Source organism: Citrobacter sp. Cb023 (assembly GCF_030336805.1).
GTDB classification, from domain to species: domain Bacteria; phylum Pseudomonadota; class Gammaproteobacteria; order Enterobacterales; family Enterobacteriaceae; genus Citrobacter; species Citrobacter braakii.
Genome location: NZ_JAOWCV010000038.1, coordinates 954,842 through 970,128, shown reverse-complemented (window position 1 = coordinate 970,128; position 15,287 = coordinate 954,842). Strand labels below are relative to the sequence as shown.

The 15,287-nt window shown below is 54.0% G+C and carries 12 protein-coding genes; 1 reads left to right on the top strand and 11 read right to left on the bottom strand.

The features are described 5' to 3' along the window. Positions 1-213: 213 nt before the first annotated feature. Positions 214-1,434, bottom strand: coding sequence for a fosmidomycin MFS transporter (fsr, locus tag OGW44_RS18415; protein ID WP_016155879.1), 1,221 nt, complete (start codon positions 1,432-1,434; stop codon positions 214-216). Positions 1,435-1,731: 297 nt separating this feature from the next. Between fsr and ushA the strand changes: the two genes are divergently transcribed. Next, positions 1,732-3,384, top strand: a complete 1,653-nt coding sequence (gene ushA, locus OGW44_RS18410; protein ID WP_016155880.1) for a bifunctional UDP-sugar hydrolase/5'-nucleotidase UshA — start codon at positions 1,732-1,734, stop codon at positions 3,382-3,384. Between the two features lie 181 nt (positions 3,385-3,565). Here ushA and ybaK read toward each other — a convergent pair whose 3' ends face one another. The 10 genes from ybaK to OGW44_RS18360 all read right to left on the bottom strand — a co-directional run bounded on the left by ybaK (position 3,566) and on the right by OGW44_RS18360 (position 15,159). Continuing rightward, entirely contained in the window at positions 3,566-4,045 is a 480-nt protein-coding gene (ybaK, locus tag OGW44_RS18405) for a Cys-tRNA(Pro)/Cys-tRNA(Cys) deacylase YbaK (protein WP_016152092.1), read from the bottom strand. A gap of 200 nt (positions 4,046-4,245) precedes the next feature. Next, entirely contained in the window at positions 4,246-5,040 is a 795-nt protein-coding gene (locus OGW44_RS18400) for a TraB/GumN family protein (RefSeq protein WP_137352722.1), read from the bottom strand. 202 nt (positions 5,041-5,242) lie between these two features. Further along, the gene (gene copA, locus OGW44_RS18395) at positions 5,243-7,744 is read right to left on the bottom strand and encodes a copper-exporting P-type ATPase CopA (RefSeq protein WP_185654233.1); all 2,502 of its coding nucleotides are present in this window, start codon (positions 7,742-7,744) and stop codon (positions 5,243-5,245) included. Between the two features lie 146 nt (positions 7,745-7,890). After that, on the bottom strand, positions 7,891-8,661 hold the full coding sequence (locus OGW44_RS18390) for a heme ABC transporter ATP-binding protein (RefSeq protein WP_185654234.1): 771 nt from the start codon (positions 8,659-8,661) through the stop codon (positions 7,891-7,893). Further along, entirely contained in the window at positions 8,658-9,650 is a 993-nt protein-coding gene (locus OGW44_RS18385; RefSeq protein WP_220131618.1) for a FecCD family ABC transporter permease, read from the bottom strand. Before OGW44_RS18385 ends, OGW44_RS18390 begins: the two co-directional genes overlap by 4 nt. Before the next feature lie 51 nt (positions 9,651-9,701). After that, the gene (chuY, locus tag OGW44_RS18380; RefSeq protein WP_016152097.1) at positions 9,702-10,325 is read right to left on the bottom strand and encodes an anaerobilin reductase; all 624 of its coding nucleotides are present in this window, start codon (positions 10,323-10,325) and stop codon (positions 9,702-9,704) included. Then, the gene (hutX, locus tag OGW44_RS18375) at positions 10,325-10,819 is read right to left on the bottom strand and encodes a heme utilization cystosolic carrier protein HutX (RefSeq protein ID WP_185654235.1); all 495 of its coding nucleotides are present in this window, start codon (positions 10,817-10,819) and stop codon (positions 10,325-10,327) included. Before hutX ends, chuY begins: the two co-directional genes overlap by 1 nt. A gap of 3 nt (positions 10,820-10,822) precedes the next feature. Then, positions 10,823-12,169: a heme anaerobic degradation radical SAM methyltransferase ChuW/HutW gene (hutW, locus tag OGW44_RS18370; protein ID WP_185654236.1), complete on the bottom strand. Its 1,347-nt coding sequence runs from the start codon at positions 12,167-12,169 to the stop codon at positions 10,823-10,825. Positions 12,170-12,187: 18 nt separating this feature from the next. Further along, positions 12,188-13,012: a heme/hemin ABC transporter substrate-binding protein gene (locus OGW44_RS18365; RefSeq protein ID WP_185654237.1), complete on the bottom strand. Its 825-nt coding sequence runs from the start codon at positions 13,010-13,012 to the stop codon at positions 12,188-12,190. A gap of 2 nt (positions 13,013-13,014) precedes the next feature. Continuing rightward, positions 13,015-15,159, bottom strand: coding sequence for a TonB-dependent receptor plug domain-containing protein (locus tag OGW44_RS18360; RefSeq protein WP_185654238.1), 2,145 nt, complete (start codon positions 15,157-15,159; stop codon positions 13,015-13,017). Positions 15,160-15,287 lie beyond the last annotated feature (128 nt).

Here is a 15,287-nt window from a genome sequence, read left to right as displayed (position 1 = left end):
TGGTTGCTGTGATAATCCTGAAAACTCAAACGACGAGTAATAGTTTATGACAATTTTGATGTTTTTGTTTGTGAATAATTATTGAATTTTGATGAAAATAGGATTTTAGACGTAAAAAAGCACGGATCGGAAAAGTACAGCGGTATGTGAGAGGCAAAGGCTGATGGCTACTGTAAGTCTGACGGCCAAAATTTACTTTTGGCCGTCAGGAAATCACGCTTTATGTCGGTTATCAGGTAAGAATATGGTCAGTATCCCCAGTAGTGGCAGGAAAGCACATATTTTGTAGACCAAATCGATGCTGGTATGGTCGGCAATCAGCCCTAACACCGCGGCTCCCAAGCCGCCCATGCCGAAGGCAAAACCGAAAAATAGCCCAGAAACCATACCGATACGGCCAGGAAGCAGCTCCTGCGCGTAGACCAGAATGGCAGAAAACGCCGATGCGAGGATAAAACCAATGATCACGGTTAAAATCCCGGTCCATTCCAGCGTTGCGTAGGGTAAAAAGAGGGTAAAGGGTGCTACGCCGAGGATAGAGCCCCAAATAACATATTTTCTGCCAATTTTATCGCCCAATGGTCCACCAATCACCGTCCCGGCTGCGACGGCAAACAGGAAGGCAAACAGGTGAAACTGGGCATTTTGTACCGATAATCCGAATTTTTGCATCAGATAAAAGGTGTAATAGCTGCTGATGCTCGCCATATAGAAGTATTTGGAGAAAATCAGCACCAGCAGGATGCTTACCGCCAACACCACTTTATTCCGTGGTAACGGATTCACGATGGCGACTTTCGGTTTTCCTTTACTCATCCGGTGCTGCGCGGCATACCAACGGCTGATTTGCGCCAGAACGACAATCGCTAATAACGCAGCCAGCACAAACCAGGCCACATTACCCTTACCATATGGCGCGATGATGACAGCCGCCAGTAACGGTCCCAGAGAGCTACCGAAGTTGCCGCCAACCTGGAAAATTGACTGGGCAAGACCGTGACGACCGCCGGAGGCCATTCGCGCCACGCGGGATGATTCCGGGTGAAATACCGAAGAGCCGGTACCAACCAGCGCCGCGGCGAGCAGGACCATATGGAAACTGCCGGCCATGGCCAGCAAAACAAGCCCACTCAGCGTGAAGCACATCCCAATGGGCAGCGACCACGGCATCGGGTATTTATCCGTCCAGTAACCCACAACCGGTTGCAGCAGTGAGGAAGCAAGCTGGAAGGTCAGGGTAATCATCCCTATCTGCATAAACGTCAGCGAGAACTCTGACTGCAATAGCGGATAAATCGCCAGGATCAGCGACTGGATCATATCGTTTAGCAGATGGGAGAGGCTGATTGCCCCTAAAATGCCAAATGAGGTGCGTGCTTTAGCAACCGACGCTGACGCGCCAGCCACTGGCTGGGTTGGTTCACTTATTGCCATAGAAAGTCACTTCTGTTTGGGTTGCGATTATGAGGGTAATCTAATTTGTTATTATTACCTGACTAACATACCTGCGGAAGGTGTTTGAAGGAAGTCTCATTTCTGAAAACATTTTCGGCTATTATTTTCAGTAGCTGTAATTTTATGCCCGAACTAATTCGACTTACAGGCAGGCGGCAAACGCGAGAGTCCCAGGAGCTTACTGCATAAGCGACAGGGGGAAGTGAGCGCAGCCAACGCACATGTAATTTGAAGGATAACGGGTATGGCGGTTGATATTGAGTCAGGGAGTGAAATATGAAGTTTTTAAAACGGGGCGTGGCGCTGGCGTTATTAGCCGCATTTGCGCTGGCAGGTCAACCTGCGCAGGCGTACGAAAAAGATAAAACCTACAAAATTACCATTCTGCATACCAACGATCATCACGGTCACTTCTGGCGCAGCGAATACGGTGAATACGGGCTGGCGGCACAAAAAACGCTGGTGGACGGTATTCGTAAAGAGGTGGCTGAGGAAGGAGGCAGCGTACTGCTGCTTTCCGGTGGCGACATTAATACCGGCGTACCGGAGTCCGATCTGCAGGATGCGGAACCTGATTTTCGCGGAATGAACCTGATTGGCTATGATGCGATGGCGGTCGGAAACCACGAGTTTGATAATCCGCTTAGCGTATTGCGCCAGCAGGAAAAATGGTCCAAATTCCCGTTTCTCTCGGCCAATATCTATCAGAAAAGCACCGGCGAGCGTTTGTTTAAGCCGTGGGCCATCTTTAAGCGTCAGGATTTAAAAATTGCCGTACTCGGTTTAACCACTGACGATACGGCGAAAATTGGCAACCCAGAGTTCTTTACCGATATAGAGTTCCGTAAACCTGCTGATGAAGCCAAACTGGTTATCCAGGAACTGAATATGGGGGAAAAGCCGGACATCATTATTGCGACCACCCATATGGGACATTATGACAATGGCAATCACGGCTCGAACGCGCCTGGCGACGTAGAAATGGCGCGCAGCCTGCCGGCGGGATCGCTGGCAATGATTGTGGGTGGTCACTCGCAGGATCCGGTATGTATGGCCGCGGAAAACAAGAAGCAGGTTGATTACGTACCGGGTACGCCGTGTGCGCCAGACAAGCAAAACGGGATCTGGATTGTGCAGGCGCATGAGTGGGGGAAATACGTGGGGCGGGCGGACTTTGAGTTCCGCAATGGCGAAATGAAAATGGTTAACTACCAGCTCATCCCCGTCAACCTTAAGAAAAAAGTGACCTGGGACAACGGTAAAAGTGAGCGCGTACTCTACACCCCGGAAATTGCAGAAAATCAGCAAATGCTTTCACTGCTGACGCCGTTCCAGAATAAAGGTAAAGCGCAGCTCGACGTGAAAATTGGTAGCGTCAATGCGCGCCTCGAAGGCGACCGTAGCAAAGTCCGTTTCGTACAGACCAACATGGGGCATTTACTGCTGGCTGCGCAAATGGCGCGAACCAGCGCTGATTTTGGCGTGATGAGCGGCGGCGGTATCCGTGACTCCATCGAAGGCGGTGATATCACCTATAAGAGCGTGCTGAAAGTGCAGCCGTTCGGTAACATCGTGGTGTACGCCGACATGAGCGGGAAAGAGGTGATTGACTATCTGACCGCCGTGGCACAAATGAAGCCGGATTCCGGGGCCTATCCGCAGTTTGCCAACGTCAGCTTCGTGGCGAAAGACGGCAAGCTTAACGATTTGAAAATTAAAGGCGAACCCGTTGATCCAGCCAAAACCTATCGCATGGCAACGCTGAGCTTCAATGCCACCGGCGGCGATGGCTATCCGCGAATTGATAACAAGCCTGGCTATGTGAATACCGGGTTTATTGATGCGGAGGTGCTGAAAGAGTACGTGCAGAAGAACTCACCGCTCGATGCTGGTGCGTATGAGCCGAAGGGCGAGGTAAGCTGGCAGTAACAGGGCAATTTGGGGCATCATTTTATCCGCTCCTCCGGGCCGCCCTTCATGGCGGCCCAATAATCCTACTTATTACCTCTATGCTCCGGTACCTGCGCGCTGGCCGAGTCCAAACTGTCTTCACCAATCACACCCTGTAATCGCAGTAGGCGCAATCGCCGTATCACCGGGCAAAAGACAATTAATCACGGCGTGCGATATCGGCGAATTTCGCATCCAGAATTTTCGCCAAATCGCCTGCTGCCAGTTCAATATCCAGCCCGCGTTTGCCGCCGGACACATAAATGGTGTCAAACGTCTGGGCGGGAGCGTCGATGAGCGTCGGCAATCTTTTTTTCTGCCCCAGCGGGCTGATGCCGCCTACCAGATACCCGGTGGTTCGCTGCGCGATCATCGGATCGGCCATATCGACCTTTTTGGCTCCCAACGCCCTGGCGACCTTTTTGAGATCCAGTTGACCGGCTACCGGCGTAACGGCAACCGCCAGGTGCTTCATATCGCCATTCACGGCAACCAGTAGCGTTTTGTAGACCTGGTCCGCATTCAGACCTAACTTGCGTACCACTTCGTCACCAAAGTTCGTCTCGGACGGATCGTGATCGTAGGTGTGGATCTGGAAAGAAATTTTGTTTTTTTCGAGTAATTTAACGGCGGGTGTCATAGCAATTTTCCTGGCCCAGACAAAATACGACACAAGCATACGCCTGATGTCTGTCTAAAAAATAGTACCATCTTGCGCAATAGTGTTGGCAGGATGATGACTTTGAGCGACAATCGAACTACACCGATGCTTTAAGCGTCGGGATCATAATAATGATGAAATTCCTCTTTGACGGGCCAATAGCAATATTGGCCATTTTTTTACCGTAACATCTCCGGCAAATTTCCTTCTCCATACAAATGCAGCGCACCAACGGCCACGACATAGTGCCCGGCGGGCATCGCCCTGAGTCGATCGCGCCAGGCCGCATTACGCTGATGCATCAAAACGTCATACAGCGACTGGCTAAAAGTATTGGGTAGAGTGAGTTCGCTATTGCGTGGCGGCGTTTTAAGCCACCAGCCCATCATCTGTTGTAGCAGTCTGGCATTGGTATGCCAGTGCGTCAGGGTATCGTCCAGCAGAGCCAGTCCGTTATCGGGTAACTGACACAACAGCTCGATTTGGCTGGATGCGCCTTCCAGCTCGATTATGGGTTTATGCACCTGTTTTGCCGCATTCAGAAGTTGGTAATCAATGCCGTATTCTGCCCGCAACCCCAACTGTTGCGCCTGCGTTGCCTGCAAGACCATGGCGATTTGCCACAGCGGCTGGGTAGACAGCAGGGAAGGGGAAATACCCAGCTCGTCGGTGACTTTGTGCAAATTATCTAGCAGCTCTGGGCTGATGCGCTCTTCCAGTGCGGCAAAGGTCGGAAGGTTGGCAAACGGCGCGTCGTCGCCGGAAACATCGGCTTCGACAATGAGCGCATCGGCACGCTGGAGCTTTTTGAGTAATTTGGCAGGCAGAGGCGCCATATCGCGGCTGCCCATGTGAATACTGCCAATCAGATGAAAATGGCGGTTTCCGGGCAAGGAGATGTCGATGGCAGGCCAGGTATGGTGGTTGCCGCGTAGCGCGGTGAAAAATGATTTTACCCGGTACAACAGATCCATACGGCCTCCCTAAGTAGACTTCCATGCTAGCGCGTGGTCCTGGAAGGTGCAAATACACTTCATCATTCGCTCAGCCTCTTTATTGGTAGCGAGCAAAAACCCCAGTCACATAGTTGGCTATGCTCCTGGGGTTTTTATACTTGCAGCTTTGAGGCAACGCGAATGATTTGGGGCTCCGTTCAGAGCGACATCCGGTAAAGGCTTACTCTTTAGGTTTGAAGCGCAGCAGTCGATTAGCGTTGCTCACCACGGTAATGGAGGAGAGCGCCATCGCCGCCCCGGCTACGACCGGGTTGAGCAGTGTTCCGGTGAACGGCCACAAAATCCCGGCGGCAACGGGGATACCGATGCTGTTATAGATAAACGCGCCGAGCAGGTTCTGCTTCATATTGCGCAGCGTTGCCCGGGAGATAGACAGCGCATCTGCAACGCCCATCAGGCTATGGCGCATCAGCGTAATCGCGGCGGTTTCAATCGCCACATCGCTGCCGCCACCCATGGCAATCCCTACGTCAGCCTGAGCCAGCGCAGGCGCATCGTTGATACCGTCACCGACCATGGCAACCTGACGCCCCTGGCTCTGCAGACGTTTAATCGCCTCGGCTTTACCGTCCGGCAGAACGCCAGCAATCACCTCATCAATACCCGCCTCTTTGGCAATGGCGTTGGCGGTCGTTGGGTTGTCGCCGGTGAGCATCACCAGACGATACCTGGCGCGGTGCAGACGCTGGAGTGCTGCCACGCTGTCGCTACGCAGAGGATCACGTACCGCTAACAGCGCTGCTGCTTTACCGTCAATCGCTAACAGTACCGGGGTTGAGCCTTGGGAAGCCTGAGCGGTGATTTCAGCCTCCATTTCAGTGGTATCTACCTGCTGTTCATTGAGCAGCGCCTGGTTTCCCAGCAGCAGCGTGTGACCTTCCGTTTCGCCACTGACGCCTAAACCGCGCAGCGTACGGAAACCGTTGACCTGCGGCAGCGTGACATCACCTGCTTTGTCCAGAATCGCCCTGGCTAACGGGTGGCTGGAACCCTGTTCAAGGGCCGCTGCCAGACGAATTGCCAGCGCTTCGTCGGTATTGCCAAACGTTTTGATGGCGACAACCTGTGGTTTGCCTTCAGTTAGCGTCCCGGTTTTATCAAACACGATGGTATCGAGCGTGCTGGCGCGCTGCAGCGCATCGGCATCACGTACCAGCACCCCAAATTCAGCGGCACGCCCGACGCCGGAAATAATCGACATCGGCGTTGCCAGACCCAGCGCACAAGGGCAGGCAATAATCAGGACGGTGGTGGCGATTACCAGCGTATAGACAATCTGCGGCGCCGGTCCAAAGAAATACCAGATAGCCGCACTGACCAGCGCAATGGCGACCACGACCGGAACGAACACCGACGAGATGCGGTCGGCCAGTTTGCCAATCTCCGGTTTGCTGCTTTGCGCCTGGCGCACCATACGAATAATGCGCGACAGCGTGGTGTGACTGCCAACAGCGCTGGCGCGGAACAGCACGCTACCGTCCTGTACGACCGTACCGGCGTGGACGCTATCGCCTGCACCTTTTTGCTGTGGAATCGGCTCACCGGTCAGCATGGCCTCATCCAGCCAGGCTTCACCCTGAGTGATTTCGCCATCAACCGGAACGCGGTCACCGGTGGTCAGGCGCAGCAACATTCCAGCCTGCACCTCTGCCAGCGGCACGTTCTTTTCACCTTCGTCAGTGACGACGCGTGCGGTCGGCGGTGTCAGATCGAGCAGTTTTTCCAGTGCTTTAGACGAGCGTTGGCGAGCCCGCGCTTCCAGCATGTGTCCGAGGTTAATCAGACCGATAATCATGGCACTGGCTTCATAATAGAGGTGTCGCGCTTCCATCGGGAACCATTGTGGCCAGAGGTTGACGCTCATGGAATAGAGCCATGCCACCCCCGTACCCAGCGCCACCAGCGTATCCATGGTCGCGGTGCCGTTCATCAGACTTTTCCACGCATTGCGGTAAAAGTGACCGCCCGCGAAAACCATCACGGCAAGCGTTGCCAGACCAATCATCAGCCACAGGCTGCGGTTGTCGTCGCTCACCATCATGTTGTCGCCAATCATGCCCCATACCATGACCGGGATACCCAGGAGCAGCGCGACGGCTGCCTGCCAGCGAAAACGTTTCATGGTTGCCACGGCGGTTTCTTGCTGACGTTCGCGACGCTTAGCATCATCTTCAATCGCTTCTGCGCCGTAGCCCGCTTTTTCAACCGCCTGTACTAAATCTGCGGCGGAGGCACTGCCCATTACCAGCGCAGTGCGTTCCGCCAGGTTTACCCGTGCCTGCGTGACGCCCGGTACACTTTGCAATGCATTTTGTACGCGGGTCACACAACTGGCGCAGCTCATGCCGTTTAACAGCAACTGTTGGCTGTCATCATCAGCCGTAGCTGCCGGAAGCTCGGAAGGGACCGCTGCCAGTGCTTCCGACGGGATTGATGACTCCGTCAGCGGTTTAGCCTTTGGGTAGCTTAACTCCGCGCCGTAACCGGCTTGTTTGATGGTTTCAATCAGCGCTTCTGCGCTGGCGCTCCCGGTAACATGCGCTTCTGTCACGGTGACATCCGCTTGCTCAACGTCCGGACGTTGTTCCAGACTTTCTTTAACGCGTTTTACGCAGTGACCACAGGACAGGCCGTCCAGGGTTAGATCGATTGTTTGAGACATAACCAACTCCTTTTTTGCAGGATTAACTGACTGTGATAAAGGTTAAACCTTCCAGCAAGGGGAAGGTCAAGGGCGTTTTTAGAAAAGGTGAAAAAAGGGTGTAAAGGGAGAAAAACGGGAACGCCACGCCAGGGGTTCCCGGTCTGTTATTGATTGAGGACGATAATCGGCGTTCGATGCTCCGGTTCATTTATGACCGTGAGATCGGCACCGTACAGCGCGTTCAGCGACCGTTGCTTCAGGACATCCTGCGGATATCCGTTATCAACTATCCTGCCGCGCTCCATCAATACCACGCGGTCGGCATAGCGCGCCGCGAGGTTGAGATCGTGCAGGACGCAGCAGACGTTAAACTGCCGTTCACGCACCAGACGACGTAGCAGACGAAAAAGGTGCTGCTGGTGGTGAATATCCAGCGCGGAGGTGGGTTCATCAAGAAACAGCCATTTCGGCCCAGGCTCGGGCTCCCAAAGCTGAACCAGCAGGCGCGCCAGCTGTACCCGTTGTTGTTCTCCTCCCGAGAGATGCCGGTAATCGCGTGCGGCCAGCGCCTGGCAATCACACAATGCCATGATGTACTCCGTTTCATCGCCCGTGTTGCGCGTACGATACGGATGTCTGCCCATGCGAATGACCTCCTGAACGCTAAACGGGAAGGCCATATGACTATTCTGGCGCATCACGGCACGGGTTTTTGCCAGCTCGGTGATTGACCACTTGTCCAGCGGCTTGCCAAACATGCTACAACGCCCACTGTGGGGCTGCAGATATCCCGTAAGCTGGCGTAGCAGCGTCGATTTCCCGGCTCCGTTCGGGCCAAGAATCGCGATGATCTCTCCATCAGGTAGCGTCAGGGAAACTTCGTCGGTCAGTCGTCTTCCCTGAATATGGTAGACCAGATTTTCAGCGACGATCATGACACCCTCCGGCTACGCAGTATTAACCACAGGAAATACGGTCCACCGATCAGGCTGGTTAACAGGCCAACGGGCATTTCGGCTGGCTGAACAAGTGTGCGGGCCAACGTGTCGGCAATCAGAAGTAAACAGGCACCGGCCAGCGTAGAGCAGGGAATCAACCAGCGATGATCGGCGCCGGTCGTCATTCTGATCAGATGTGGGATCACCAGGCCAATAAAACCAATTACGCCGCTGACGGAAACCGCAGCGCCAACCAGGAGCGAACTGAGCAACAGTAACTGCTGCCGCTTACGTTTGACGTTTACGCCGAGGTAATGCGCCTCTTCATCACCTAACTGCAGTAAATTAAGCGTTCCCGCCATGCAGACGGTGACAACAATGGCTGGAAGAATAAACGTGCTGGCAACCAACAGCGTTGGCCACTGGGCCTGGCCGAGATTTCCCATCATCCACAATGTAAGTTGACGTAGCTGCTGCTCGTCGCCCACATAGCTCAGTACGCCAATAGCCGAACCGCACAGGGCATTGATAGCGATACCGGCTAACAGCAGTTGCATCATTCCACCGTGGTTATGACGCTGGCTTATCAGGAAAATAATCGTGCAGACCACCATGCTGCCTGCGACGGCAAAAATCATCTGCTCATACAGCACCAGCACTACGGGGAACGAAAATGGGATAACTATCGCGATGCCGACCATCAGCGCGGAGCCGCTGCTGACGCCAAGCAGGCCAGGATCGGCCATCGGATTGCGAAAAAGTCCCTGCATGATGACCCCTGCCGTCGCCAGCGCAGCACCGACCAGAACGGCCAGCAGCACGCGAGGCAAGCGGATGTTTAACCAGATATCACGATATTCGTCGTTGAACAGGGCGCTGAAGCTAATGTTCAGCGCTCCCTGGCTGGCACCGAAGAGCATCAGAGCAACCAGCAAAAGAGAAAGACCCGTCAGGATGCTGACGGAAGAAAGCGAGTCCTTAAGCACGTAACGCTCCATAACGTCTTTGCGGCGCGGAGTTCCCGCGCCGTGAGGGGTTTACGCGGGTTTCAGTCCCGGCTCAACCAAACTGTAAATCTGGTTATTGAGTGCCGGCGCAGTGGCCAGTTCGTGAATATGCTTCGCAACATCTGCACGCATTACAAAGCCGTGACACTCCTGAGCCTGTATTCGTTGCGCCTGGCCGGTGGCTGCACCGTTCAGCAAACCGCCGGGGCGGAGAATGGCGTAGTCCAGTCGACTGGTTTGTAGCCAGCTTTCAGCCAACGATTTTTCGCGTACAGCCTGACCAAATGCGGCCTTTGCGCGTGAAGAAAGAAAAGGCCAACTGTCACCGCAGCCGAGTGAGGTCACCAGAATCATGCGCTTGATCTCCGCTTTTTCTGCTTCATCAATGACGGTTCTGTGCGCCAGATAATCTTGGGCGCCGCCCATGGAGGAGATCACCGTGGCATGTTGACCCGCTGCGCGACAGGCACAGGCGGTGACCTGACTATCGCAGGCGTCGCCGATGAAGACCTGCACACCTTTTTCCTGCAACCCTGCAGCGACCTGTGCGTTGCGAACGACGGCAATCACCGGACGTTGTTCCGCCAGTGCGAGTTCAAGCGTTTTCGCGCCGACGCCGCTACCACCCGCACCAAAAATGAGCCATGGAGCCATCAGGCATGTTCCTTTAAAGATGAAGACAACGCGTGAAAGGCGCTGACCTGTTCGGCCAGTAACTGTCGATGCTCATCCCGACCGAGGAAAATTTTGAACATTGCGCTACCCGCCTGGTTAAAGAAGAGAATGGACGCGGTGTCCATTCCCATAAATTTGCGTTCAATCAGGGCAATATGCGTACAGTTTTCTGCCTTGATATGACCGGTCATGCTTTTTTTGCCGCGCAGGTTGAAGTAGCCATGACGGTGGAATCCGGAAGGTAATTCACCGGTGAATTCCAGAATGACATCAGCAGTATGGACCAGGGTGGTGACTTTGCCCCATTCGCTGACGGTTTCCCAGACGGTATCAAATTGATCGCCGGAAACCAGCGTCGGGGAGGGGAGGTTTTTCACCACCTCCAGCAGCGTGGTGTTGTACTGGGCAGCGATAGCTTCCAGCGTACCGTCCGGTTCAGTTTTCAAAAAATCCTGTAAAGAGACATGGCTCATAATTCACTCCTGGTATGGTTGTTCTACCGCAATGCGCGGCGCGTTAAGTGCCTGAATAAGTTCATCAAGAGACTGCAAAATATTGCTTGCCCAAAAACGCCCTTCATTGGTCAGGCGCACGCAGGTGCTGGCATCTCGCGTCAGTCCTGCGTGATGCCATTGGGTCAGTAGCGGGGTTAGTTTTTGTGCATGAGGCGTCAGTTCATCCAGCGGAACGCGGGCCGTTTCAATGCCCGCCTGGAGAGTGTGTCGCCACTGGAAACCACGCTCGGCGGTACGCATCATCATCATTAGCGGTTTTTTCCCGGCGGCGATAGATTCATGCCATGTCGTCAGATTGCGCTCGACCATCCAGGAATAGCCATTGACTGATCCCCCGGCGCCTGAGCCGAATGCCAGACAGTCCGCTCCCTGTTTAATCAGCAGGTTGTACAGATTGCGTTCACGCGTGGTACGCGCCCAGTGGCTGTTGCTGATGCAGCGCCAGCCCGCGCTGTCCATGAAATCGCAACCCTGAAGATAGAGATCGCGACGTTCGGCGGGAGAGGGAACGGTTGTGCGCCCGGTTTCAACTGCTTTGCCAAGCGGTGTATTGGGGATCAGGTTCAGCGCATAAAGATCTACGCCGTCGAGGCCGATGTCACGGGCAATCGCCAGATCGTCGCCCCACAGTTTTGCATCTTGTCCTGGCAGACCAAACAACAGATCGCATACCACGGCGGCACGATCCCGTTTTACCAGCCCCTGCATAAAGGCAATTGCGCTCGGGCCGTCTGAGGTGCGCGCCATTTTTTTGCGGATCCGGCTGTTAAAAGATTGAATACCGATCGAAAACCGATTGGCGCCAGCGTCAAGGCAGGCATCAATTCGCGCATCGTCAAAATTGAGCACTCGTCCCTCAATGGTAATTTCGCAGTCCGGCGCCAGCGGTAACTTTTCACGAAGCGCGGTGATGATTCTGCCCAGATCCAGTGCTGACAGCGCTGAAGGCGTACCGCCGCCAAAATAGACGGCGTGAATTGGGGCTGACTGATGTAATGCGCTATCGGCTTCCATCTCGATTTCGCGCAACAGCGCGTTGGTGTAGCGGGCGCAGTGATCTTCTTCGAACCGGTTTTGATAAAAACCACAGAAAGTACAATGCGTTGCACAAAAAGGGATATGCAAGTACACCAGCCGTTTACGCGGCGGGGTAGGCTGGCTGATAACATCCTGCCAGGTTTGTGACAATAGCTCTTTGGCAATCGGGATCGCCCCGCGCCATGGCATTGTGGCGCGGCGATCCTTAAAGGGCTGACTTCCCTCAAGCGCAAAATGCGCGGTAAGATTCAGCGAGTGTTCAGTCTTCATTCTTTTTTATAAATCCAGTTAGTGAGGCCAGAATTGCTGGTGCAGGGCTTCAACCGCATCGGCGACGCGAGGCCCTATTCCCAGAATCAGCGCCTGGTCTACCGCCACAATGCGCTGGTTTTTCCAGGCCGCAGTGTGGGTAATACCGGCAATCGCGCTCAGACGAGCCAGATCGCCATCCACCATTTGCGACGTCACCACGATCACCTCCGGGTTGGCGGCGATCAGCGACTCCGCGCTGTAACTTTTATACTGCGCGTGGGTGGCGACATTTTGTGCGCCCGCAAGGGTCATAATGGCATCTGCAACGCTGCCCTTGCCGGCGACCTGCGGCGCGCTGCCGCCAGCGGAGAGAATGAACATGGCTTTGACCGGCGCATTCTTCGCCGCCACGCTGTGCTGAACACGATCCAGACGTTGATGCAGGCGATTGACCAGCGCTTCACCTTGTTCAGGAATGCGCAGCGTTTGAGCCAGCTCCCGAATGTTGGCGTACATCTGCTCGACGGTGGCCGGTACGCGCGGCAATGTAACGACGTTAACTTTCTGCGCCCGGAGCTGATCCAAAACGATTTGAGGGCCTGCATCCTGCCAGGTGATAAAGCTGTCCGGGTGCAGCGATAAAATGCCCTCGCTGCTTAACTGCTTCCAGTAGCCGATATGCGGGAGTGCGGCAGTTTCAGGTGGGTACGAGGTGGTTTCATCGACGCCAACCACTCGGTTGCCGACGCCCATGGCGTAAATCAGTTCGCTAAGCGAACCGCCCGCCACCACCAGGCGGTCAGCGGACTGGGCGCTGAAAACACAGGCGAGGCTCAGTAAGCCAATCATGAGTTTTTTCATCGTCAGAAATTCCACGCAAAGCCAACAGCGGCATTGAAACCAGCGTCTGGGATAGATTCATGCGCGGTTCTGTAACGCTTGTCGGTCAGGTTGTTGAGCGCGAGGTTGACCTGATACTGGTCCTGCGGACCAAACTCGGTGTTGAATGCGAGGTTAAGCGTGGCCCAGCCTGGGTAGTTTATTTCCGTGGTGCCGGTATTATCTTTGGCGCGGGACGCCGCGCGAATAAAGACATCGGACGTCACGTTAGCGACATTCATCAACCAGGTATGTTTCAGGCCAACGCGCCCGGTCAGCGTGGGTTCGCCGGTATCCCAGGTTTTTATGGTGTTGCCTTCGTATTGACGGCGAATGAGATTACCGCTCAGGTAGGGGGAAACCGCCCAGCCGTTGTATTCTGCAGTTAATTCCATGCCCCAGGTTTTGGCACGATCGATGTTGTCGTAGTAGTAATAGCCGCCGCGGGAAGAGGTGGTGTTGCCGTTGCAAACGGGTTGGCCTGAACAGGCCAGACTGGCGATATAGTCTTTGGCTTCGGAGTAATAAATGGCGCCGTCAATCAGCCACATATTCCCTTTATACCGCGCGCCCAACTCATAGTTATTTGAGTGTTCCGCCTTCAGGTTTGGGTTGCCGTAGGTAACGCTGCCGCCAGCGGATGTCTGCATGAACAATTGAGTAAGCGTGGGGAAGACATAGCCCTGGGCGTATGCAGCCCGAAGTTCAAGATCTTCAAAGCCGGAATAGCGCAGGCTGGTCGAGGTCACCAGTTCATCATCGTGAACGGAATTTCCCCCGGTGGATTGCCAGGTGGTGCCGCTGCTTTGGATGGTTTGCGTATCGTTGCGATTGAGTTTCGAAGACAGCCAGTACTGGCGTGCGCCCACGGTCCACGTCCAGTCATCGGCAAAGCGCCAGTCGTTTTGCGCGAACAGTGAGGTGTTGCTTTGTTCCGCTTCGTTATATGACAGGGTACGGGTTTGCGTATCAAAGAAGCCGGTAGCCGCGGTCTGGCGCGTACTGCCGTCCGTGTCCTGTTTTATTTTGTCATGCTGATACTGGGTGCCAATCACCAGCGTGTTGTTAGCCGGAAGGGAGATATTGCCCTGCAGCGTTACACCCTGGGTATATTGTTTGTCGTTGGTATTGGTTTGATTGCTTACCGTCAGCGCTTTAATCATCGGGCTGGGGATAATCTGGGTCGTTTTGACCCGGTTTTCAAATTTGCGCTCTATTGTCTGGGTATATGCGTCAAAATGGATATTCTTCAGATAATCCCCGTCGGCCGCGTAGTCGTAGAAAAGACCGATTTTCTCGCGTTCCAGCTTAGGAATTTTGACGCTAAAGTCATCGAACTGACCTTCGGGATCGTCAAACCAGGTTTGAGTGGATAGCTTATAACGGTCGAGTGAGAGCCCAATTTTGTGGCGATCGAGGTTGTAGCCAAGCCACACTCCCTGACCGTTATTACGGAAGTTGGTGTCGGGCAATCTTCCGTCAGGTGTATCGCGATCCCCCTGGTCGGAATAGCTGCCATTGATGCGGTAGTCAAAGTTACCGATGCTTCCCCAGGCTGCCGCTGACTCTTCCCATCCTGCCGTTGCGGAGTTATAAACAGCCTTAACGCTACCACCCAAAGGCTTATCGCCGCCTTTTTTGGTAATAAAGTTCACGACGCCGCCAATTGCCTGCGAACCATAGAGGACAGAATAAGGGCCTTTGACCACTTCAATACGTTCCAGCGCGGATTCGTCAATCAGTAAACCGGCTCCGTAGTTTTGTCCGGCACGTTGGTAGCTGACGACCTGGCCGTCTATCAAAATCAGCACCCGCGAAGAAGCTTCGCCACGGATACGAATTTGTTTCCGACCTGCGAGAGCGTTATCGGTAACTTCGACGCCGGGGATATCTTGTAAATCATCAGCAAGAGAAACGCTGGTGGAGTTTTGTAGCGTCTGGCGATCGATAACCTGAATGGTTGCCGGGCTATCCCAGAGACTACTTTCTGTGCGGTTAGCCGTAACGATCACCGTATCTTCGTCGGACGTTGAACCGTGTGTTGGAGAGGTCGCTGCAAAAGTAGCGCCGGACATGCATAATGTCAGGGCTGAAAGAATAAATGGCCTTTGGTTAATCCGTGACAACATAAGAGAACCTTTATTGAATGTAAATGATCATCATTATCATTCGCGTTTGTATATAAAATTGTTTCCCTTTGTTCAAGATGAAAGGTGCAGAACCGATACATCTTTTGATTTGAGTCAATTTTGCGTGG

Excerpts from the sequence above, each read along its gene's own strand:
- fsr (WP_016155879.1), bottom strand. The coding sequence starts at position 1,434 with ATGGCAATAAGTGAACCAACCCAGCCAGTGGCTGGCGCGTCAGCGTCG.
- ushA (WP_016155880.1), top strand. The coding sequence starts at position 1,732 with ATGAAGTTTTTAAAACGGGGCGTGGCGCTGGCGTTATTAGCCGCATTT.
- ybaK (WP_016152092.1), bottom strand. The coding sequence starts at position 4,045 with ATGACACCCGCCGTTAAATTACTCGAAAAAAACAAAATTTCTTTCCAG.
- OGW44_RS18400 (WP_137352722.1), bottom strand. The coding sequence starts at position 5,040 with ATGGATCTGTTGTACCGGGTAAAATCATTTTTCACCGCGCTACGCGGC.
- copA (WP_185654233.1), bottom strand. The coding sequence starts at position 7,744 with ATGTCTCAAACAATCGATCTAACCCTGGACGGCCTGTCCTGTGGTCAC.
- OGW44_RS18390 (WP_185654234.1), bottom strand. The coding sequence starts at position 8,661 with ATGATCGTCGCTGAAAATCTGGTCTACCATATTCAGGGAAGACGACTG.
- chuY (WP_016152097.1), bottom strand. The coding sequence starts at position 10,325 with ATGGCTCCATGGCTCATTTTTGGTGCGGGTGGTAGCGGCGTCGGCGCG.
- hutX (WP_185654235.1), bottom strand. The coding sequence starts at position 10,819 with ATGAGCCATGTCTCTTTACAGGATTTTTTGAAAACTGAACCGGACGGT.
- hutW (WP_185654236.1), bottom strand. The coding sequence starts at position 12,169 with ATGAAGACTGAACACTCGCTGAATCTTACCGCGCATTTTGCGCTTGAG.
- OGW44_RS18365 (WP_185654237.1), bottom strand. The coding sequence starts at position 13,012 with ATGAAAAAACTCATGATTGGCTTACTGAGCCTCGCCTGTGTTTTCAGC.
- OGW44_RS18360 (WP_185654238.1), bottom strand. The coding sequence starts at position 15,159 with ATGTTGTCACGGATTAACCAAAGGCCATTTATTCTTTCAGCCCTGACA.